The 22156-nt window shown below is 53.2% G+C and carries 20 protein-coding genes; 8 read left to right on the top strand and 12 right to left on the bottom strand.

Annotation, left to right across the window (positions count from 1 at the left end):
- Window positions 1-220 precede the first annotated feature (220 nt).
- The 3 genes from rlmB to ACFOMG_RS16435 form a co-directional block, all read right to left on the bottom strand.
- On the bottom strand, window positions 221-961 hold the full coding sequence (rlmB, locus tag ACFOMG_RS16445) for a 23S rRNA (guanosine(2251)-2'-O)-methyltransferase RlmB (protein ID WP_376868262.1): 741 nt from the start codon (window positions 959-961) through the stop codon (window positions 221-223).
- A 123-nt stretch (window positions 962-1084) separates the two neighbouring features.
- Window positions 1085-3679 carry a ribonuclease R gene (gene rnr / locus ACFOMG_RS16440; protein ID WP_376868260.1) on the bottom strand — a complete coding sequence of 865 codons (2595 nt, stop codon included), beginning with the start codon at window positions 3677-3679 and terminating at the stop codon, window positions 1085-1087.
- Window positions 3680-3787: 108 nt separating this feature from the next.
- Entirely contained in the window at window positions 3788-4159 is a 372-nt protein-coding gene (locus tag ACFOMG_RS16435; RefSeq protein WP_376868258.1) for a gamma-butyrobetaine hydroxylase-like domain-containing protein, read from the bottom strand.
- Window positions 4160-4289: 130 nt separating this feature from the next.
- Between ACFOMG_RS16435 and ACFOMG_RS16430 the strand changes: the two genes are divergently transcribed.
- Window positions 4290-5927: a methyl-accepting chemotaxis protein gene (locus ACFOMG_RS16430; RefSeq protein WP_376868256.1), complete on the top strand. Its 1638-nt coding sequence runs from the start codon at window positions 4290-4292 to the stop codon at window positions 5925-5927.
- A 92-nt stretch (window positions 5928-6019) separates the two neighbouring features.
- On the opposite strand, the gene hslU is transcribed toward ACFOMG_RS16430, so the two are convergent.
- The gene (gene hslU, locus ACFOMG_RS16425) at window positions 6020-7366 is read right to left on the bottom strand and encodes an ATP-dependent protease ATPase subunit HslU (RefSeq protein ID WP_376868255.1); all 1347 of its coding nucleotides are present in this window, start codon (window positions 7364-7366) and stop codon (window positions 6020-6022) included.
- Complete coding sequence (hslV, locus tag ACFOMG_RS16420) at window positions 7363-7911, bottom strand: ATP-dependent protease subunit HslV (RefSeq protein ID WP_376868254.1); 549 nt, start codon at window positions 7909-7911, stop codon at window positions 7363-7365. The genes hslU and hslV overlap by 4 nt, the downstream gene beginning before the upstream one ends.
- Window positions 7912-8096: 185 nt before the next feature.
- Here hslV and ACFOMG_RS16415 point away from each other — a divergent pair, with 185 nt between their 5' ends.
- Entirely contained in the window at window positions 8097-8621 is a 525-nt protein-coding gene (locus ACFOMG_RS16415) for an FKBP-type peptidyl-prolyl cis-trans isomerase (RefSeq protein WP_376868252.1), read from the top strand.
- 44 nt (window positions 8622-8665) lie between these two features.
- Here the strand turns inward: ACFOMG_RS16415 and ACFOMG_RS16410 are convergent, their stop codons facing one another.
- A complete protein-coding gene (locus ACFOMG_RS16410) occupies window positions 8666-9055 on the bottom strand; it encodes a hypothetical protein (protein WP_376868251.1) in 390 nt (129 codons plus the stop codon).
- A 130-nt stretch (window positions 9056-9185) separates the two neighbouring features.
- On the opposite strand from ACFOMG_RS16410, the gene ACFOMG_RS16405 reads away from it, so the two are divergent.
- From ACFOMG_RS16405 to ACFOMG_RS16395, 3 genes are all read left to right on the top strand, one after another.
- The gene (locus tag ACFOMG_RS16405) at window positions 9186-9767 is read left to right on the top strand and encodes an LPP20 family lipoprotein (protein WP_376868249.1); all 582 of its coding nucleotides are present in this window, start codon (window positions 9186-9188) and stop codon (window positions 9765-9767) included.
- Between the two features lie 82 nt (window positions 9768-9849).
- The gene (locus ACFOMG_RS16400; protein WP_376868248.1) at window positions 9850-11370 is read left to right on the top strand and encodes a hypothetical protein; all 1521 of its coding nucleotides are present in this window, start codon (window positions 9850-9852) and stop codon (window positions 11368-11370) included.
- A gap of 149 nt (window positions 11371-11519) precedes the next feature.
- A complete protein-coding gene (locus ACFOMG_RS16395) occupies window positions 11520-12170 on the top strand; it encodes an MBL fold metallo-hydrolase (protein ID WP_376868246.1) in 651 nt (216 codons plus the stop codon).
- Window positions 12171-12242: 72 nt separating this feature from the next.
- Here the strand turns inward: ACFOMG_RS16395 and ACFOMG_RS16390 are convergent, their stop codons facing one another.
- The 5 genes from ACFOMG_RS16390 to ACFOMG_RS16370 all read right to left on the bottom strand — a co-directional run bounded on the left by ACFOMG_RS16390 (window position 12243) and on the right by ACFOMG_RS16370 (window position 16592).
- Window positions 12243-12776: a hypothetical protein gene (locus ACFOMG_RS16390; protein WP_376868244.1), complete on the bottom strand. Its 534-nt coding sequence runs from the start codon at window positions 12774-12776 to the stop codon at window positions 12243-12245.
- 91 nt (window positions 12777-12867) lie between these two features.
- Complete coding sequence (locus ACFOMG_RS16385) at window positions 12868-13113, bottom strand: FeoC-like transcriptional regulator (RefSeq protein WP_376868242.1); 246 nt, start codon at window positions 13111-13113, stop codon at window positions 12868-12870.
- Window positions 13110-15386 carry a Fe(2+) transporter permease subunit FeoB gene (feoB, locus tag ACFOMG_RS16380; protein ID WP_376868241.1) on the bottom strand — a complete coding sequence of 759 codons (2277 nt, stop codon included), beginning with the start codon at window positions 15384-15386 and terminating at the stop codon, window positions 13110-13112. Before feoB ends, ACFOMG_RS16385 begins: the two co-directional genes overlap by 4 nt.
- Window positions 15383-15613 carry a FeoA family protein gene (locus tag ACFOMG_RS16375; RefSeq protein WP_376868239.1) on the bottom strand — a complete coding sequence of 77 codons (231 nt, stop codon included), beginning with the start codon at window positions 15611-15613 and terminating at the stop codon, window positions 15383-15385. Before ACFOMG_RS16375 ends, feoB begins: the two co-directional genes overlap by 4 nt.
- Window positions 15614-15740: 127 nt before the next feature.
- A complete protein-coding gene (locus tag ACFOMG_RS16370) occupies window positions 15741-16592 on the bottom strand; it encodes an SDR family oxidoreductase (protein ID WP_376868238.1) in 852 nt (283 codons plus the stop codon).
- Between the two features lie 172 nt (window positions 16593-16764).
- On the opposite strand from ACFOMG_RS16370, the gene ACFOMG_RS16365 reads away from it, so the two are divergent.
- From ACFOMG_RS16365 to ACFOMG_RS16355, 3 genes are all read left to right on the top strand, one after another.
- On the top strand, window positions 16765-17661 hold the full coding sequence (locus ACFOMG_RS16365) for a hydrogen peroxide-inducible genes activator (RefSeq protein WP_376868236.1): 897 nt from the start codon (window positions 16765-16767) through the stop codon (window positions 17659-17661).
- An 18-nt stretch (window positions 17662-17679) separates the two neighbouring features.
- Complete coding sequence (gene recG / locus ACFOMG_RS16360) at window positions 17680-19776, top strand: ATP-dependent DNA helicase RecG (protein ID WP_376868234.1); 2097 nt, start codon at window positions 17680-17682, stop codon at window positions 19774-19776.
- Window positions 19777-19839: 63 nt separating this feature from the next.
- The gene (locus tag ACFOMG_RS16355; RefSeq protein ID WP_376868232.1) at window positions 19840-21234 is read left to right on the top strand and encodes an aminoacyl-tRNA deacylase and HDOD domain-containing protein; all 1395 of its coding nucleotides are present in this window, start codon (window positions 19840-19842) and stop codon (window positions 21232-21234) included.
- 48 nt (window positions 21235-21282) lie between these two features.
- On the opposite strand, the gene hisA is transcribed toward ACFOMG_RS16355, so the two are convergent.
- A complete protein-coding gene (gene hisA, locus ACFOMG_RS16350) occupies window positions 21283-22041 on the bottom strand; it encodes a phosphoribosylformimino-5-aminoimidazole carboxamide ribotide isomerase (RefSeq protein WP_376868230.1) in 759 nt (252 codons plus the stop codon).
- Window positions 22042-22156 lie beyond the last annotated feature (115 nt).

Here is a 22156-nt window from a genome sequence, read left to right as displayed (position 1 = left end):
CTCAGCGGTTATATACACAGCCGCAGTATATCGTGAATCCGGAGCAGCCGGGTTAAAGAAGTGTATTTATCAGCGCGCAGCGCGGCTCAGCCGCTCACAGTCATCCAACTTAACGGCTTATTCGGTTAACTGCGAAAGCTCTTTTTATACATCGCGATGTTTTCAGGCGGATAAAAAAATAGCGCCGCTATGGCGCTATAGTATGACAAACCAGGCGATATTACAGCGAACCGCGCTGGCGCACCGCTTCAAACAAACAAATACCGGTCGCCACAGAAACATTCACCGAGCTGACTTCACCAGCCATTGGAATATTCACTAAAAAGTCGCAGTGCTCGCGCGTCAAACGACGCATGCCCGGCCCTTCTGCACCCATCACCAGCGCCAGAGGCCCAGTCATATTCTGCTGATAGATATTCTGTTCGGCTTCCCCCGCCGTGCCACCAATCCAGATGCCACGTTCCTGCAGTTCTTTCATAGTGCGCGCCAGATTGGTCACCTGAATATAAGGTACGGTTTCCGCCGCGCCACAAGCGACTTTAGCGGCCGTGGCATTCAACGGTGCGGATTTATCTTTCGGAGCAATGACCAGATGAACGCCTGCAGCATCGGCGGTACGAATACAAGCACCGAGGTTGTGTGGGTCGGTTACGCCATCCAGGATCAGAATAAACGGATGACCTTCGATGTTGTCCAGCACATCCGGCAGTTGTTTTTCACTCATGCCCTGTACCGGCTTGCGCCAGGCAATAATTCCCTGGTGATTACCTTCTGCTTTCTGATTCATTAAGCCTTTATCGGCTTCACGGACCGGTAAGCCCTGCTCTTCCGCCAACTCCAGTACGCGTTGCATGCGTTTATCCTGACGGCCTTTCATCACCCACAGCTCGACCACCTGATCGGCGCTGCGTTGTAATAATGTGGTGACGGCGTGTAAGCCATACACGGCTTCTAACTTCATTGTGTGTCTCCAATAGCGAATCACTCCGCTATTTTAAGCTTAAGCATTGAGCATGTTTTTCGCAGCAGCAACATGGATGTTGCGTCCGCCCGGCAGAAAAATATGCTTAATGATTAAGTGAATCTATTTCTTTTTTCCGCTTTTCGCGCTTTTGCCTTTGGCGGATTTCGCTTTCGCAGGGCCAGCTTTTTTAGCATTCAGCTTCTGACGCTTACTCGGCTTTTTGCTGCCTTTCTTTTTGCCACCGGCGTTTTCCGCCTGGGCTTTTTTAAAGCTATCGCGCTGTGAACGGCGTGGCTTAGATGACGTCTTAGCATCGGCTTTTTTGCCTGGCGCCAGGGTTTCCGTCTCGCCCTCGGCACCGCGACGGCGCGGCAGACGGGTTGGTGTCGGCAGCTCATCGGCACCACGACGGCCTTTATTCATCGGCGCGGTCGTCAGTTCAAAGTCGATTTTACGATCATCGAGGTTAACATCCACCACCCGCACCCACAGTTTATCGCCCAGTCGGAAACTGCGTCGTGTACGTTCGCCGATTAACCGGTGTTTTACCGCATCGAACTGGTAATAGTCATTTTGCAGGGTGGAGATATGCACCAGGCCTTCGACATAAACGTCTTTCAGCTCAACAAATAAACCAAAACCGGTCACCGCCGAAATCACACCTTCGTATTCTTCACCGATACGGTCACGAATGTATTCACACTTAAGGAAATCCATCACGTCTCGGGTGGCGTCGTCGGCGCGCCGCTCGGTAATCGAACAATGCTCACCCAGGCTGATCATACGGGCAGTATCGTACGGATAAATACGCCACTTCTGCATATTTTTTGCGCCTTCTACCCGGCGCACATGGCGACATTCCATTTCGCTGCGGATCACATGACGTATGCCGCGGTGTACCAGCAGGTCGGGGTAACGACGAATCGGTGAAGTAAAGTGAGTATACGCCTTGTAGGCCAAACCAAAGTGGCCTTCATTTTCCGGGTCGTAGACCGCCTGAGATAACGAGCGTAATAATACCGTCTGAATTAAATGGGCGTCCGGACGATTTTCGATCTGCTGCAATAACGCCTGATAATCTTTCGGCGACACTTCTTTGCCTTTATGCAGCGATAAACCCAGCTCGCCCAGGAAGCTGTATAAATTTTCCAGTTTTTCCTGGCTCGGGCCTTTATGCACCCGGAATAACGCCGGAATATTGTAGCGCTGGAAAAAGTCGGCCGCACAGACGTTCGCCGCTAACATACACTCTTCAATCAGCATATGAGCATCGTTACGTTCGGTCGGAACAATTTCCTGAATCTTGCGCTCGGCATCAAATACAATGCGGGTTTCTACCGAGTCAAAGTCCATTGCGCCACGTTGTTCGCGGGTTTTGCGCAATAACTTAAACAACTTGTACAGGCTTTCCAGGTGTGGAACCACCGGGCGGTAATGATTACGCCAGGCTTTGCCATCTTCCGTTAGCGGCTTCTGTAACATATCCCACACTTTGTTGTAGGTCAGCCGTGCATGGGAATGAATCAGGCCTTCCATAAACTTATAACCGGAAATTTTGCCCGCCGCCGAAATGGTGATTTCACACACCATCACCAGCCGGTCCACTTCCGGATTCAGTGAACACAAACCGTTGGATAATTTCTCCGGCAACATAGGTACAACATAACCAGGGAAATACACCGAGTTGCCACGTTCATAAGCCTGTTCGTCGAGTGCCGATTTCACTTTCACATAGTGAGACACATCGGCAATGGCAACGTATAAACGCCAGCCTCCGGTGTTTTTATTGACTTCACAATACACCGCATCGTCAAAATCTTTGGCGTCTTCACCATCGATGGTGACAAACGGCAGATGACGCAAATCGATGCGGTTTTGTTTGTCCGCCGCTTTCACCTGTTGCGGCAGTTTTTCCGCCTCGGCCAGTACCTCTTCCGGCCATTCTGCCGGGATGTTATGGCTGCGGATGGCAACGTCGATCTCCATGCCTGGTGCTAAGTGGTCACCCAGGACTTCAATCACTTCACCCATTGGCAGAGAACCCGGACGCGGCTGCTGAGTGATCTGCACCACCACAAACTGGCCATGCTGGGCGGCTTTACGCCCGGCCGGTGGCACCAGCACTTCATGACTGACGCGTTTATTGTCGGGCTGTACCACGCCAACTCCCGACTGATCGAAATAACGACCCACGATTTGCTGGGTATTACGTTCCAGTACTTCGACAATTTTACCTTCCGGCCGGCCACGACGGTCGAGACCTAGAATCTGAACCGCAACTTTATCGCCGTGGAATACTTTGCTCATCTGCCGGTTGGACAGATGAATATCATCATTGCCTTCGCGCAGCACAAAGCCAAAACCATCGCGGTGGCCCATCACAGTGCCCACCACCAGATCGGCTTTGCTCATTGGCATAAACTGGTTACGGCGGTTAGAAATCAGCTGGCCATCACGCGACATAGCAATCAGACGGCGGCGTAACGCTTCAACCCGTTCTTCATCGCTTTCGCCCAACGCCGCGCAGACGTCGGAATGAGTCATCGGATGACCCTGTTGTTCCAGCAGCATCAGCAAAGCATCGCGGCTGGCGACCGGGTTGTCGTAGCGTTGCGCTTCAACCGCGGCATTCGGATCTTTAAAGGTCTGCTGCTGACCTTTTGAGGAAGTTTTGGAGGTCTGAGTACCCTGAGAAGGTTTTGACTTTTTCGTCATGGAATCCTGTTTTCGGAATTGTCCGTAGGCCGGACATCGCGCCCGGCCGGTGAATGATGGCCACAGTATAACCAGAAATAAGACAAATCGTCGGTTTCTGCGGTCTTTTTACAGTGCTTTAAAGTTAATACTGGCCGATTCGCGTTTTTCTCCGGCCTGTTCCAGCCGCTGCAGGTAATCGGCCCACAGTGACTGCTGATTGATACACAGATGATGCAGGTAGTTCCAGTCGTACAAGCCGGAGTCGTGACCGTCATCAAATACCAGCTTCAGCGCATAGTTACCGGCCGCTTCCATGGTCAGCAGCGTCACATCTTTTTTACCAACCTGCAGCACTTCGTTACCCACCCCGTGGCCGCGCACTTCGGCTGACGGGGAGTACACCCGCAGAAATTCAAAACTGAGCTGATACAGATCATCACCATAGCCCAGTTCGACACAACGGCTGTTTTTGCGGACTTTAATGGAAGTTGGTGTCACGACTTTCGCTCCAAAAATGGCTGGTCTTATTCTAAGGAATTCTAACCCTTTAGTCTCAGTGACGATATGCCGGAAAAACCCTTTACTACACTGTAAAGATCCGTATAGCGACGACATAAGGAGGCGCCAAGTGAACTGGCTCCGCAATCTGAGTATTCGTGCCCGCCTGATCGCCTTATTAGTGGTGTCGGCGGTCAGCCTGATTCTGGCTGAAGCCACCAACGTGTTCAGCAGTAAACAACAGTTACTGGAAGCGCGCCAGCTGATCGTGCGCCAGCAGGTGGAAACGGCCTACAGTCTGATTGAACATTTTTATCAGCAACAACAACAGGGCATGGCAGAGCAACAGGCCAAACAACTGGCTGCCAATGCGATCCGCGACCTCAGTTACGGCAACAATGAATATTTCTGGGTCAATGACTCACAACACGTAGTGCAGGTTCACGGTGCCAAAACTGAGCTGGAAGGCAAAAAACTCGACGATCTGAAAGATCCGAACGGGCTGTATATTTTCCGCGAAATTGTACTCGCTGCACAACAAAACCGCGCCGGCGGTTACGTCAATTATTTCTGGCCGAAAAAAGGCTCTGATAACCCGGCGGCCAAAACCAGCTTTGTAAAACGCTTCCCGCAATGGGACTGGATTGTTGGCAGTGGTATTTATCTCGATGATGTCGACGCCGCATTTTACAGCCTGCTACAGCAAACCTTACTGAGCAGCTTATTGGCTATTGCTCTGCTAGCCGCGGTGATGCTGGCGATTCTATCCAGCATTCGGGTACCGCTGAACCGGGTAAATCAGGCGATGGCCGATATTGCCCGGGGCGAAGGTGACCTGACGCAACGCCTGCCCGCTAATGGCAACGATGAAATCACAGCCATGGCACGTGCGTTTAACAGTTTTATCGACCAGATACAGCAACTGGTGAGCGAAGTGAAAAATAACAGCGCTCAGGTGACCCACACCAGTGAATTGTTATCGCAAAATGCCAGCCATGTGCGGGGTCTGACCGAAGGTCAGCTGCAACAATCGGATATGGCAGCCACCGGTTCGGAAGAAATGGCACAAACGGTATCGGAAGTATCCGGCAACGCCGAACGGGCGGCCGACGCAGCACGCCAGGCCGATGACAACGTCAAAAGCGGGCTGCAGATTATGCAGCAGGCGCAGCAGCGGATTGTCAGCCTGGCCGAGGATATGCACAACTCGCAACAAGTGATCAATAACCTGCGCAGCGAGTCTGATAATATCGGCTCGGTGCTGGATGTGATTCGTGGCGTGGCGGAACAAACCAATCTGCTGGCACTGAATGCCGCCATTGAAGCCGCCCGTGCCGGGGAACAAGGCCGTGGTTTTGCCGTGGTTGCAGACGAAGTACGCACTCTGGCATCGCGCACCCAGGAAAGTACCGAAGAAATTCACAATATGATTTCGCGGCTGCAGGATCAGGCTTCCCAGGCGGTGGTTGCAATCGAAAAAAGCGCCGACAGTACCCAGTCATCGTCACAAATGTCGCAACAGGCTGCGGAAGTCATCGCCCAGATCAGCACTGCGGTGGCCACCATTACTGAAATGAATCTTGGTATTGCCAGCGCCGTAGAACAACAAAGTGTGGCTGCCCGGGAAATCAATTCCAATATCACTCAGGTGGTGGAGTCGGCCCATTCCATTAATACCGTGGTGCAGCAGGCCGACGATGAAAGTTCCGCGCTGCTGTCCAGCAGTCAGTCACTGACTCAGCTGGTTGGCCGCTTTAAAACCGAATAATAACTCGCGAAAATAACCACCCATAAAAAACAGGCCAGTCGGCTAACACCGCACTGGCCTGTTGTTATCCTGCTGGTTGATCGTGAGGAATATCAGAGAATAAACTGACTCAGATCCTGATCCTGCACCAGGTTACCCAGCTGTTCATTCACGTAGCTGGCATCAATCACCACCGCCTGCTCCATATCTGTGGCGTCGAAAGAAATTTTTTCCAGCAGCCGTTCCAGAATGGTGTGCAAACGACGGGCGCCGATGTTTTCGGTGCTTTCATTCACTTCAAAGGCGATCTGCGCCAGACGTTTAATCGCATCATCGGCAAATGAAATATCCAGTCCTTCGGTTTTCATCAGCGCTACATATTGTGCGGTTAATGAGGCATTCGGTTCCGTCAGGATACGTTCAAAATCTTCCGGCGTCAGCGCCTCCAGTTCCACCCGGATCGGCAACCGACCCTGTAATTCCGGAATCAGGTCCGATGGTTTGGAAAGATGGAAAGCACCAGAAGCAACAAACAGAATATGATCCGTTTTGATCATGCCGTATTTAGTGGAAACGGTGCAGCCCTCGATCAGAGGTAACAGGTCACGCTGTACCCCTTCGCGCGATACATCACCACCAGAGCCACTTTCCTGACGTTTCGCCACTTTATCGATTTCATCCAGGAACACGATACCATTCTGTTCCACCAGGCTAACCGCCTGAGCCTTCACTTCGTCCATATTTAACATGGACGCGGCTTCTTCATCCTGCAGCTGTTTTTGTGCATCTTTAATTTTCAGTTTGCGGGTCGCTTTCTTTTCGCCCCCCAGATTAGAAAACATGTTCTGCAACTGGCTGGTCATTTCTTCCATGCCCGGCGGGGCCATAATTTCCACACCAACGTTCGGCATCTGCGCCATTTCGATTTCAATTTCTTTATCGTCGAGCTGACCTTCGCGTAACTTTTTACGGAAAATCTGACGTGTGGAAGAATCTTCGGCTTTCGGCTCTTCCGTCGTATCCCAGCTGGTCTGATTATTACGCGCCGGAGGTAATAAAGCATCGAGAATACGTTCTTCAGCCGCTTCGGCAGCGCGCTGGGAAACTTTTTCCATTTCCTGCTCACGCAACATTTTCACCCCGGTTTCCACCAGGTCACGGATAATCGATTCCACATCTTTGCCGACATAACCCACTTCGGTGAACTTGGTGGCTTCGACTTTAATAAAAGGCGCATTGGCCAGCTTTGCCAGCCGCCGGGCAATTTCGGTTTTACCCACACCGGTGGGGCCAATCATCAGAATATTTTTGGGTGTCACTTCGTCACGCAGCTCACTATCAAGCTGCATCCGCCGCCAGCGATTACGCAGCGCAATCGCTACTGCACGCTTGGCATTATTCTGGCCGATAATATGGCGGTCTAATTCGTGAACAATTTCACGCGGGGTCATCTGGCTCATGGTTGTTCTCCCGCTACATCGCTGGCATTTAAGGTTTCAATAGTAAGATTAGTATTGGTAAAGACGCAGATATCACCGGCAATATTCAGACTTTTTTCGACGATATCGCGGGCGCTCAGCTCGGTATTTTCCAGCAGCGCACGGGCCGAAGCCAGGGCAAAATTACCACCGGATCCAACACCAATCAGATCGTCTTCCGGCTGCAACACATCACCATTACCGGTAATAATCAGCGACGCGGTATGGTCTGCCACCGCCAGAATGGCTTCCAGCTTGCGTAACGCCCGGTCAGAGCGCCATTCTTTGGCCAGCTCAACTGCCGAGCGAGTCAGCTGACCGTGGTGTTTTTGTAGCTGAGCCTCAAACTTTTCAAATAAGGTAAATGCATCAGCGGTACCACCGGCAAACCCGGCAATCACCTGACCGTTATATAAACGGCGAACTTTACGGGCATTACCTTTCATCACGGTATTGCCCAGGGAAACCTGACCGTCACCGCCAATTACCACTTCATCACCGCGGCGTACGGATACAATTGTTGTCATCGCTAAATCCTGATTGTGTTAGCCAGAAACTCTTTTGTTAGTTCTGATATGGGGACAGGGTTGCAGAGTTCAAGAGCTTGTGTCGTGGCGGACAAATCCCGATACTAGCCAGCCTCAGTATCATGCGCCGCCCGTCATAACCACAGACCAGGCGGCCAGAGCCTTATCGATAAAGAAGCACAGCTATGAAAATCGCCAAAGATACCGTGGTGCAACTGCACTACAGCCTGTATGACGACCAGGGCAACCTGATCGAAAGCACTCTGGATGCATCCGGCAACTCAGAAAGTGGCAGCGAGCCGGTGGCTTACCTGCAGGGCCATCAGAATATGATTGCCGGCTTTGAAAAAGCCGTTACCGGTATGGAGCCCGGGGAACAACAGAGTTTCACACTGGAAGCCAAAGACGCTTACGGTGAGCGTAAAGAAGGTAATGAACAACGGGTGCCGGTCAAGCACCTGCAAAGCCCGGATGCCGGAAAAGGCAAAACCAAATGGCGCAAAGGCATGGTCGCCTGGGTACAAACCGACCAGGGCACCCGTCAGGTGACCATCAGCAAAGTCGGGCGTTTTATGGCTGATGTCGACACTAACCACCCGTTAGCGGGAAAAACACTGCGTTTTGACGTGGATATTGTTGCCGTGCGCGCTGCAACACCGGAAGAAATCGACCATAAACACGCCCATGGCGTGGGTGGCCATCAGCACTGAGCCCCGATATTCAGCGCCGCCTGCGGCGCTGATCGTTCGCCGGCTTATTCGGCAAACATCCAGACGTAATATTCATCCCGCTGGGCGTCGTACCAGCTTTCGCGCAAGCGCGCTTTTACCGTTACCTGATTCACTTTTTCCAGCGTTTCCTTATCCAGCGATACCTGCTGCTGATCATTGCGCACCCGGGTGTTGAGATAAGAAATACTGCTGACTTCAACCCCGCGGCGCGCCGCCAGACGCTCGCGCGCCCGTTGCAACGCACATTCCTGCTGCGCGTAATGGCCTTTAATATGAAAACCACAAGACGCCACCACTCCATCTCCCGGGTTCAGCAACCATTCAGGTGGCCCCTGTTTAACTGGCGCACTGGTACACGCCGATAGCCATAACATGCTGATTAGCAGGGTGATTTTAGCCGCCGGACAGCGCATTCCGATGCCTCTCTTGAGTGATTAATCCTGTGTAGCATTTTGCCATAGCATTCGCTATTCTCGGCACACATTCTTTAATTCTGGCCGGTGATAACCCCTGGCCACCCCCGCTTCAGTCAAGGAGAGGAAGATGATGATCCGTAATATGTTTGTTGCCGCTGCGGCCACCTTATTGGTTGCCTGTGCATCCAACCAGCCTGCACCGCAACAGCCGGTTGCCAGCTGTATGTTTGCTGATGGTTCTGGTCAGGCTGCCCCGGAATGGGTATGTGGTGCACCGGTTAACGGTGTTGACCTGTCTGCCGTTGGTTATGCTGACAAGTCCGCTGCTGGTCCTAACTTTATGAAACAAATGGCGGCAACGGCTGCCCGTGTTGAACTGGCACAAACCATGAAGGTTGAAGTTCAGAACATGGTGAAACAGTTTGCCGAAACCACCGGTACCGGCGACAGCGAAACCGTTGACCGGGTTAATACCTCAGTGACCAAACAAATCACTAAAGAAACCCTGGTAGGTTCAAAAATTTTCCGTCAGATGCCAACCCCAAGTGGCGGTATGGTCGTTCTGGTTGGCCTGGACGCCGACACCGTTAACAAACTGGCGGAGCAGGCACTGAAAACCTCAATGAATAATGAGCGTGCTCTGTGGCAAAAATTCCAGGCAGAGAAATCGTTCGACGAACTGGCTTCAGAAATTGCCAACATGGAATAAGCCGTAACCGCATAAACCCGGTCGGAAACGACTGATAAAGCCGGCGTTATGCCGGCTTTTTTGTTTGATCAGGAGAGACGGAATGAAAAAACTCTTGTTATTGAGCAGTGCTCTGCTGTTAAGCAGCCTGGTCCAGGCCGACAGCAAGCTGGACGAATACCAGAAATGGCGCCAGCAGGAATTAACCAGCTTTCAGAACTATCTGGATGAAAACGATAAAGCCTTTATTGGTTTTCTGAAACAACAATGGAAACCGGTTGAGGTCAAACCGGCAGAAGTCCGCGACCCAAAACCCAAGCCGGTTACATTGCCGCAAGCGCCAGCGCAAACACCGGAGCCTGACCGCAATATTCCAGCCGATCAGCCGTTACCCGCGGGTAAACCACTGGTGGTTGAAAAGCCTGAACCAGCCCCTTCGAAACCAGCGACTCCATCACAAACTACGCCAGCACTAACGACTCCAACAGCGGATAAACCCGCAAACAAACAGCCTGGTGTACAGCTGCAAAGCAAAAAAGTCCGTACCGCCAGATTTAATTTTTACGGTAACCCGGTCAGTATTGAATATCCGAAAAATTTTAAGCGTATTTTTGCCGGCAGTATCAACAGCGAAAAAATCGCTGCGTATTGGCAATACCTGGCCAGTAAAGAACATGCACCAACAGTCAATCAGCTGAAAGCCGCCGCCAAACGGTTAAAACTGAACGACTGGGGTACAGCCCAATTATTCGACCGTTTCAGCGGTACGGTATTACGCCAGCAAACCAGCCGCCAGCTGACCACCTGGTTCCTGCTGGTAAAAGCCGGTTACGACGCCCGGGTGGCCTATAACGATAAAATGCACCTGTTATTACCTTCACGTCAGGAGCTGTTTGGCGTGACCTTTTTTAAGCTGAGCGGTAAACGTTATTACGCGGTAAATCTGAGTGGTAAGTCGTTAAAACCGGGCAAAGTATTTACCTATAAAGGTCAGCATGGAGCCGGTCATGGTGCACTGGATTTCAGCCAGCCCAACGAGTTCAGCGCCCGCGGAGAAATCACCCAGCGGCAGCTGAAATTCCGTTATGACGACGAAACCTTCAGCATCGATATCGCTTACCCGAAACGGTATGTGGAATATTTCAACAGCTTCCCACAATTGTCGCTGCCGAATTATTTCCAGGCGGGCTTACCGGCGGTTACCTCAGAGTCGTTGCTAAAACAGCTGCAGCCAGTGGTTGCTGGCCTGTCGGAACAGGAAGCGGTTAACCGATTATTACGGTTTGTGCAGACGGCTTTTCAATACCAGACCGATGATCAGCAGTTCCGCGAAGAAAACTACCTGTTCCCGCTGGAAACACTGCATTATCCCTACTCCGACTGTGAAGACCGCGCCGCACTGTTTGCCTGGCTGACCGAAAGCCTGCTGCAGCTGGAAGTGATCATTCTCGATTACCCGGGGCACGTTGCCACGGCAGTGAATTTCAACAGCAGGGTGCCCGGAGATGCCTGGCAATACCATGGCAAACGTTATGTGGTGGCAGACCCGACTTACGTTAATGCCAATGCCGGCATGACGATGCCACAGTTCGCGGGTAAAGCACCGAAGGTGCAGCCGTTCTGAGTCCGGCCTTTCAAAGCCGGCTCTTCTGAGCCTGCCCGGCAAAGCCATGGAGGACTTTGCCGGGCCACAGCTAACGCTTCTTCACTGGTCTTTCCCGTTCTCCGGGTTTACCCTAGCCGCCATAATGACAAGCTAAATGAGAGAGCGTTATGTCCGCGTTATCCGTTGCCGTGGTACCGGTAACCGCCTTCGCCCAGAACTGCACCATTCTGATGTGCAACCACAGTAAACAGGCTGCGGTGATTGATCCGGGTGGTGAAACCGACAAAATCAAACAACAGCTGAAGCAGATGGGAGCGACCGCAACCAAGATTCTGCTGACTCATGCCCATATTGATCATGCCGGAGGCACAGCTGAGCTGGCCAAAGATCTGGATCTGACCATTGAGGGGCCACATCAGGGCGACCTGTTCTGGATTCAGAGCCTGGCGCAACAATCCGCCATGTTTGGCTTCCCGGCGGTGGAAAGTTTTACCCCGGATCGCTGGCTTAACGACGGCGACCAGGTGCAGGTGGGCGAGCTGAGTTTTGACGTGCTGCACACGCCGGGTCACACCCCCGGTCATGTGGTGTTTTATAACGCTGCGGCAAAACTGGCCTTTGTTGGCGATGTGTTATTTAACGGCTCGATTGGCCGTACCGATTTTCCCCAGGGTGACCATGCTCAACTGATTTCCTCAATCCGGGAAAAGTTATTCCCGCTGGGGGATGATATTGAATTTATCTGTGGCCATGGTCCGAACTCGACCTTCGGTCAGGAGCGCCGCAGCAATCCGTTTGTCTCCGATCATCGCGGTTAAATTACGGTCGTTGGTTTAAACCAGAAAAAACCCGGCAAAATGCCGGGTTGTGGTTCAGCCTGCGGGCATGAATTATTCATCATTCAGCGGCTTCGCCAGACGTGATAAGCGTTTGGTTTGTAAGCGCTCCAGTTGCTGCTGCCGGGCTTTGCTCTGTTTCAGCGCCAGATCCATCTTTTCGTTATAGATCTCCAGCCAGGTGCGGGACCCCGGCATCATACGCGACAGATCTTTCATGCCCTGCTTCAGGGCGGTCAGATGCAGCTGATAACTCTGTTCCTGATCGAGCAATAACTCTTTGAAAGCCGACGCACTGCTGCTGTCGAGAATGGCATTGATGTCTGATAACTGACCCTGCCAGCGCTCGGAGCTGGTTTCCAGAAACTCCACCTGTTTTGCCAGCGAATTAAAATCACGCTGCTCGACATAAATCACTTTCGGCTGAGAAAACTTCAGCACCACCACAGTCACCGCCACCGATACGCCCACCAGCGCAATCAGAGCCATCACAAGCAGAATATTACGGTTAGTAGCGACATAACCTTCCAGAACAGTAAGACGCTGGCCGTCGCTCAGGTCATATTCTTCTTCCCTGGAGTCGTTCACAGCAACCTCCGACACAGTTTAATGAGTCTTTTAAGTGTAGCAGCTGGTTATAATTACGACGGTTGTTTAGATGTTTTTGTCTGAGGCCCACTTAATTCTGCTGAATTCCTATGGTGCCGGCTTGCGCCCAGCGGTATTGCACACCGCCGGAGGCATCGCCACAACCACAACCGCCGGAGCAGCCAGCGGCAGTATTACGCACCACCAGCCCACGCCGCATCCAGATACTTAACATCGAATCCAGCGCATCCTCAGACAGATTAAAACGCCGCATCAGATTACGCTGCTCCACCCAGCCCTGATCTTCCAGCGCCTGCTTCAGTTGTTGCAAAATCATCCGGCTAACTCCCAGCGGCTGGCTAATACATCTCCGCGACGACGCATCAGGCCGACAACCAGTATAAATAACACCAGATACACCAACACCCAGAGTGACGAACTCAGTGGATGCCGGGCAAAGGTGGCCAGCTGATAAAACAGCGTCGCGACCATAAAGGCCATGGCCATCGACCAGCTGGCAATAAAAGCCGACCAGCGCGGTCCGACTTCACGGACGAAGGCCCCCATCGCCGCAGCGCAAGGGGTATACAGCAAAATAAACAACATATAAGCAAAGGCACCGACCGTGCCGTTAAACTTACTCTGCAGGGTGCTCAGCGTGGTGACTTCCACCTCCTGCTGTTGGGCGGCATTTTCCAGCGTCGAAATATCACCGATATCCAGACCGATCGGGTCACTGGCACTGATATCAAACAGATTTTCCGGAATGGTTTGCAGCGCCTGTTGCAGGCTGGCCAGCAGATCGTATTCGCCACCATCATCAGTGGCGCCGGAGTACAGGCTGTTTAACGTACCCACCACCGCTTCTTTGGCAAAAATGCCGGTCACAATACCAATCGTCGCTTCCCAGTTATCCTGCTCAACCCCAATCGGGGCGAACAACGGAGTAATGGCCTGGCTGGTTTTCGCCAGAATGGATTCACCGGCTTTCAGGTCACCAAAACGACCATCCAGACTGATACTGTTCAATACACTTAACACCGCCACCACCCAGACGATGGTTTTACCGGCACCGGTTAAAAAACCTTTCAGCTTTTGCCAGGTTTTAATGCTGATATTGCGCAGGCTCGGCACTTCGTAATCGGGCATTTCCAATAACAAATTTTCACTGCTGCCGGGCAACAGGGTATAGCGCAACACCAGGCCGGTCAGAATGGCGGCCGCCACGCCACATAAATACAGCAGAAAGACCACATCCTGGCCATTGTCCGGAAAAAATGCGGCAACAAACAAGGCATACACCGGTAAACGTGCGCCACACGACATAAACGGGCTCATAAAACTGGTGATCAGCCGTTCGCGTTCCTTATCCAGCGTACGGGCCGCCATCACCGCGGGTACGGTACAGCCAAACCCCATCACCATAGGTACAAACGATTTACCCGGCAGGCCGATTTTCTGCATTAAGCGGTCAACCACAAACGACGCGCGGGCCAGATAACCGGAGCTTTCCAGTACGGATAAAAACAGATACAAACAAGCGATCACCGGAATAAAGGTCAACACCGTCTGAATACCGGCACCAAAGCCCTGAGCAACGATAATATCCAGCCAGCCGGGCAGCCCCAGTGCCGCCATCACTTCGCTGACACCATCAACAAACAGCGCACCGGCAGCAATATCAAAGAAGTCGATAAAGGCACTGCCAATATTGATAGAAAACTGGAACATCAGGTACATCACTGCCAGAAACAGCGGTATCCCCAGCCACTGATTTAACAGCAAGCGATCTATTTTATCGCTGACTCCGGCACTCAGCTTGCCGCTCTGCCCGACCGCTTGCTGAGTCAGCTGATAAATCCAGCTGAAGCGGCTGTCGGCGACCTGTAAATCCAGATCGATATCGAGCTGATGGCTTGCCCGGGTCACTTCTGCCCGCTGTGTTTCATCGAGTTTATCCAGCAGCCAGTTATCGTGTTCCAGCAGCCGTAACGCCAGTGCCCGTGAATCCAGTGCCGGCAATAACTGCTGTGCCAGTGGCGCCAGCTGCTGCTGTTGCCTTGCTACTTCAGCGCCATAATCCAGTGTCAGTGGTTTAAGGTTGCTCAGCTGCTGCAATTGTTGTGGCAGCTGCTTGCAGAACTGCTTAACCTGCTGCTGTTTATGGGCTGATAACGGCACTACCGGGCAACCCAGCGCCTGCTCCAGCGCGCCATGGTCGATGATCAGTCGCTTACGTTTGGCGGCATCCATTTTATTCAGCACCACCAGCATCGGCAGGCCCAACTCCCGCAGCTGCAGCGTCAGGTATAAACCACGCTCCAGTGTGGTGGCATCCACCACATTAATGATCAGATCCGGGGTTTTGCTGGTGATATAAGAAAAGGCAATCTGTTCGTCGAGGGAATGCTGATCGTTTGCATCGAGCGAATAAATACCCGGCAGGTCGATCAGACGGGCACGTTCACCCGCCAGCAGCAGCTGACCTTCTTTTTTATCGACGGTGACACCGCTCCAGTTACCCACCTGCTGGCGGCTACCGGTGAGGGCATTAAACAGTGAGGTTTTTCCACTATTGGGATTGCCTACGGTGACAATATGCAGGCTCATACAACTAACTCTACGTGGATTTTTTCCGCCAGCGCCTGACGGATACTGAATTGTGAAGACCCGATGCGCAGCTGGATCGGATCACCCAACGGTGCACGACGCACAAACTGCACCTGACGGTTAGGCAACAGCCCCAGCGCCAGCAGTTTTTTGCGGATGGCCGGGTCCATATCCAGGAATGCCAGCACCCGGGCCGTCTGCCCGGCAGACAATTCGCCCAGTCGCATAATACCTCTCAGGGAAAATCAGATTAATTCTCAATAAGATTGCGAATTATACAAAGATCCACGGCAAAAGGTATTGTTTTAGCTCAGGCATTACAATTTAACAGCCTTGAGTCACCGGGCCGGTGCGTTACACCAGGCCCATGTCCGTTAGTTGTTTGTCATAACCCTGGCGGTAATCCGGGTAGCGGAAACGATAACCCAGCGCTTTGATTTTCTGATTATTGCAGCGCCGGTTAGCACGCCGGGTCGCTTCCGGCAGGTCGTGGTCGTCTTCCACATCACCGATGCGGTCTTTCATCCACTCCAGTACATCGTACAGGGTGGCGGGTTCGTCATCGGTTGCCAGATAAACATCATCCAGTGGTTCATCACTGAGGGCTTTATCCACCAGCAACTGCAACACCCCAACACAGTCATCACGATGAATGCGGTTCGTCCACACCGGCGGCTCCGGATCGCAATGACTGCCTTTTTTGGCCTGTTCAATCATGCGGTTACGCCCCGGGCCATAAATACCGGTTAACCGCACTACTGTGCCTGGCAGCTTATCTTTGAGTAATGCCTGTTCCGCTGCCAGCATTTCTTTACCGGCAAAACTGGCCGGCTGGGTATCACTGCTCTCATCCACCCATTCACCGTCCATCTGGTGATAAACGCTGGAGCTGGAAACAAAAAACACCCGCTTAGGGTTGAGTGGTTTTACCGCCCGGAGCACATTACGTAAGCCCTTGTAGTAGTAGGTGTGATACCCCTCCTTGGAAAACACCGGTGACGCCACACTGTAAACCACAATGTCGATGGCATCGGGTAAGTCGAGCAGTGTTTCCGGGTCTGCCACATCGGCGCGGATCAGCTCCACTCCGGTGGCAATGGGTTTATCAGAACGTCTCAGGCCCCATACCTGATGACCAGAGCTGACCAGTTTTTCCGCCAGGTGGCCGCCGATATCACCAGCCCCCACAACCAGAATCCGAGCCATGTACTTCCCTCCAAACATTCATGCGTTACTGCTTTTGTCTGCAGTTCTGATTTTTATATTAGCAGGCTTTATTTCGCCCTTTATTTCACCCAACACCATAGGTAAGCTAAATCGAATCAGAGTTCTCTATTTAACCTGCCAATAAGGCGGCAACTCTCTTACCGAGGTCGTTATGACATTAACCGAGCTGAAGTACATCGTCACCCTTGCTCAGGAACGCCATTTCGGGCGGGCCGCTGAAAAATGTTTTGTCAGCCAGCCCACGCTGAGCGTAGCGATAAAAAAGCTCGAAAGCGAGCTTGAAATTGCCATCTTCGAACGCAGCAAAAGCTCGGTGACTGTAACCCCTCTGGGTGAACAGATTGTCGCTCAGGCACAAAAGGTACTGGAAGAGTCTCGCGCCATCAAAGACATCGCCAGCGCCGGCAAAGATCAGCTCGCCACGCCGCTGAAGCTGGGTGCGATTTTCACCATCGGTCCGTATCTGTTTCCCCACCTGGTACCGCAGATTCATCAACAGGCCGCCACAATGCCGCTGTATCTGGAAGAAAACTACACCGGTGTGTTACGCAAACAGCTGCGCGACGGTGAACTGGACGCCATTATTGTTGCCCTGCCGTTTAATGAACCCGACGTCCTGACCCGGCCGCTGTACGACGAAAATTTTGTTGTGGTGATGCCCAAGGATCACCCCTGGGGCAAACAGGACAATATCGAACCGGAGCAGCTGATCGACGAAGATCTGCTGATGCTGGGGGAAGGCCATTGCTTCCGTGACCAGGTGTTTGAAGCCTGCCCGGCACTGAGCAAAAAACACCACACCCGGCTGGGCACCGTCACCGAAGGCAGCTCGCTGGAAACACTGAAGCATATGGTGGGCACCGGACTGGGCATCACAGTGCTGCCGGAATCCGCGGTCAGCAACCTCGACCAGAATCTGGTCATGACCCGGCCGTTTACCACGCCATCGCCGAGCCGTACCGTGGCCCTGGCCTGGCGTGCCAGCTTCCCTCGTGGCCAGGCGGTTGATCTGTTGCTCGATACCGCCCGCCAGTGTCGTATCAGCTGATATTCTTCGGGAGCATACGTGGCTAAAGTAAGCCAGCTGACAGAGCTGAAGGGCGTTGGGCCAAAACTGGCGGAACAGCTGCATAAGCTGAATATTTTTACCCTCGCCGACCTGTATTTCCATCTGCCGTTCCGTTATGAAGACCGCAGCCGTATCACCCCGATTGCGGGGTTGCAGCCGATGCGGCCGGCGGTGTTTCAGGGTGAAGTACGTGGTGCCAGTGTGTTGTTCGGCAAACGCCGCAGCCTGCTGGTCAAACTGCAGGATGCCAGCGGCGTGATCAGCCTGCGTTTTTATCACTTCAGTGCGGCGCAGAAAAAACAGTTCAGCAACGGTGCCACCCTGCGCTGTTATGGCGAACCACGCCGCGGTGCCAGTGGTCTGGAAGTGTATCACCCGGAATACCAGCTATTGGAAGATGGCCTGGACGAACCACTGGAACCCAGCCTGACACCGGTTTACCCGGCCACCGATGGTATTTCCCAGCAACGGTTGCGGTTATTACACCAACAGGCACACCAGCTGCTGCGTGACCAGCAGGTCGCATTAACCGACTTATTGCCGCGCAGCTGGCTGCAACAGTGGCGTCTGCCAACACTGGAAGAATCGTTATTATTCCTGCATCAGCCCGATCGCAATACGCCTCTGGAATACCTGTTGTCTGGCCAGCACCCGGCGCAGAAACGCCTGATTCTGGAAGAGTTACTGGCTCACCAGCTGTCACTGCATAAAATCCGCGCGCAGGTGCAGGCACATCAGGCACCGGCGATCAACAGCCCGCAACAGCTGCAACAACAGTTACTGGCGCAGCTGCCCTTTACCCCGACCGGCGCTCAGCAGCGGGTAGTAAAAGAAATCGAACAGGATATTCGCCAGCCTTATCCTATGTTACGGCTGGTACAGGGCGATGTCGGCTCCGGCAAAACCCTGGTGGCAGCACTGGCCGCCTGCGATGTACTGGAAGCCGGTTTTCAGGTGGCCCTGATGGCCCCGACTGAAATTCTGGCCGAACAACATCTGAATAATTTATCCGCCTGGTTTGAGCCACTCGGCATCCGTTGTGGCTGGCTGGCCGGCAAGGTTAAAGGTAAAGCCCGCAACCAGTCACTGAGTGATATTGCCGATGGCAGCGCGCAACTGGTGGTCGGCACCCACGCCTTGTTTCAGAATGATGTCGACTTCGCCCGGCTGGGGTTAATTATCGTCGACGAACAACACCGCTTTGGTGTACACCAGCGGCTGGAGCTGCGTGAAAAAGGCGTGCAGATGGGGCTGTCGCCGCACCAGCTGATCATGACTGCCACCCCGATTCCGCGCACCCTGGCGATGAGTGCTTACGCCGATCTGGACACCTCCGTAATCGATGAGCTGCCCCCCGGGCGCAGCCCGATCACCACTGTGGCCATCGCCGATTCCCGACGACCGGAAATTATCCAACGGGTCAGTGCCGCCTGTGCCGCAACAACCAGGGGTGAACCCGCCGCTCAGGCGTATTGGGTCTGTACCCTGATCGAGGAAAGTGAAGCACTACAGTGCCAGGCGGCTGAGAACACCGCCCAGGAGCTGCAACAAGCCTTGCCACACCTGCGCATCGGATTGGTCCACGGACGTATGAAGGCGGCCGAAAAAGCCGACATCATGGCCGCCTTTAAAGACCATCAGCTGGACCTGCTGGTTGCCACTACCGTGATTGAAGTGGGGGTTGATGTGCCAAATGCCAGCCTGATGGTAATCGAAAACCCCGAGCGCCTGGGACTGGCGCAACTGCATCAGTTACGTGGCCGGGTGGGTCGTGGCAGTGCCAAAAGCCATTGTGTACTGCTGTATAAGTCACCGCTGTCGTTTACCAGCAAACAACGGCTGCAGGTAATGCGCGACAGCCAGGACGGCTTTTATATTGCCGAACAGGACCTGATGATTCGTGGCCCGGGCGAAATGCTCGGCACCCGTCAGACCGGCCTGCAGATGTTACGGGTAGCCGATTTACAGCGCGATGGCGATCTGCTTCCCCAGGTCAGGGAAATGGCCGAGCAGTTGTGGAATCATCACCCGCAAACCGTTGAACCCCTGATTCAGCGCTGGCTGGGCGAAGCCGAGCGCTTTGCCAATGTCTGAACTATAGTAGGTACACAGTTCAATCAGATGTGCGGTGCAGCCGCCGTTATTAAGGATTTTGATATGGCTATACCCGCCACAGTCATGAAAGTACTGGATGATTGGCACGTGCCTTATTCACTGACCGACGACGATGAAATAAACCAGCTTATGCAAAGTAATCCTCCGGCCTCCTACTCATCAAAGGTGGCCAACGTTGTATTCCTGAAAGATCAGGATGGTAAAGTCCAGGTGGTGATACCGGGTAACCGGTTGCTCGACCTGAACCTACTGGCCCATCGTTTTGGCCGCCAGTTTACCGCACTGTCGGCCGCTGAATTACAACACCTGAGAAATCAGTACGGCCTCGACGATTTTCCGGCACTGCCACAAGTCACCGGACTGGATTCCATGGTGGATGAGTCACTGCTGAATGAAAGTGAACTGTTTATCGTATCCGGTGCAGAACACGAATGGCTGAAAATTCCGACCGATAAATTCCGCAACCTGACCACCAGCTCACATGTGGGCAACTTCACCGCACCGCTGGCCGGCGATATTCACCATAACGACAGCGAACAGGACCTCGACGACGTTCACGCAGCCATTCGTCAGTTTACTCCGATGCGCATCAAACAGCGGCTGGAAGAAACCCTCGATCTGCCACCACTGCCGGAAACTGCACGGCGGATTATCGACCTGAGGGTCGACCCGAATGCTGATACCGTCAGCCTGGCTCAGGCGGTGGAGCTCGACCCTGGCATGTCGGCTCAGGTGGTCAGCTGGGCCCGTTCGCCTTATTACGGCGTGCGCGGTGAAATCAAAACCGTCGAAGATGCGGTATTACGGGTTTTGGGTTTTGATCTGGTCATCAACCTGGCACTGGGACTGGCATTAGGCCGCACTCTGGCGGTCCCCAAAGAAGGACCGCACGGTTACGCCCCCTTCTGGCAACAGGCGGTGGTAACTGCCACTTTATGTGGTGAACTGGTTCGCCTGATTCCGGCACGCCAGCGTCCGGATCACGGCCTGGCGTATTTATGTGGCCTGCTGCATAACTTTGGCTTTCTGGTGCTGGGGCATGTTTTTCCGCCGCAGTTTTCGCTGGTCAATCGCCATATTGAAGCCAACCCCCATATCAACCGTTTTTATATCGAGCGCCACCTGCTGGGGATGACCCGCGAACAGGTGTCCGGCTGCCTGATGCAACAATGGCGCATGCCGGAAGAACTGGTGACCGCATTACGTCAGCAGCATAATCCGGCGTTCAGCGGAGAGCATGCGGCATACGCTCAGCTGCTGTATGTCGCTACCCGCTCATTACGACGCCATGGCTTTGGTGATGGTCCGTCAGAATTGCCGGAACAATATGTGCTCGACGACCTCGGGCTGCAGGCCGAGGCCGTCGATGACATCACTCAGTCGATCCTGACTAAAATGGACGACCTGAGCGATCTGGTCTCTATGCTGAATAAATAACCGTGACCTTTTCAGAACGGCAAATGCCAGCCGGCGCTTGCCGTTTTTTTATGTCTGGGCATTCCACTGCAGACATTGCTCCAGCGTCACGCCTTTGCCACCAAAAATATCCAGTGCACTGCCGATGGTTAGATCCACCTTGCCGTTGGATAACTCATGAACCCGCTTTAAGTCATCCAGCGAGCGGGCACCACCGGCATACGTCACCGGAAGGGTGGCATGCTGACCCAGCAGTGTTACCAGTTGTTCATCAATACCGGCCTGCAGACCTTCCACGTCGGCCGCATGTATCAGGAATTCATCACAATGATTGGCCAGCTCGGCCAGATTTTCGCCATTAACCTGGGTCGAGGTCACGGTCTGCCAGCGGTCGGTGGCGATGTTCCAGCCAGTTTCTGTACGGCGGCAACTTAAATCGAGAATTAACCGTTGTTTTCCGGTTTCTTTTTTCAGCTGCTCCAGCCGTTGCCAGCTGAACTCACCCTGATCAAATAGATAAGAGGTAACAATCACATGTGACGCACCGGCCTGGAGAAATTCCGCCGCATTGCTCTGGTTTACCCCACCACCAAACTGCAACCCCTGAGGCCAGGCGGCCAGCGCTTTTAACGCTTCCTCTTTATTGCCCGGGCCCAGCGCAATCACATGACCACCGCGTAAATCGTGCTGCCGGTACAGGCTCGCGTAATAAGCGGCATCGTGGTCACTGACGAAATTGGTCTCCGCACCCTGATCGTTCAGGCTGCCACCAACAATTTGTTTTACTTTACCCTGGTGAAGATCAATACAGGGACGAAATACTGTCATATTTTTTCTCACTTCCGGTCAGCTCTGACCACAAAGAGAAGAATTATAGCGTTTGTTTTTCGACCGTCTGCCGCAAGGACGCGGCAGTCGAGCGTACATGGATGTATTTACCGCG

The organism is Bacterioplanoides pacificum, from assembly GCF_042648445.1.
Lineage (GTDB): Bacteria > Pseudomonadota > Gammaproteobacteria > Pseudomonadales > Oceanobacteraceae > Bacterioplanoides > Bacterioplanoides pacificum.
Note: the sequence above shows the minus strand (reverse complement) of the source record. Positions and strands in the feature narration are given on the sequence as shown.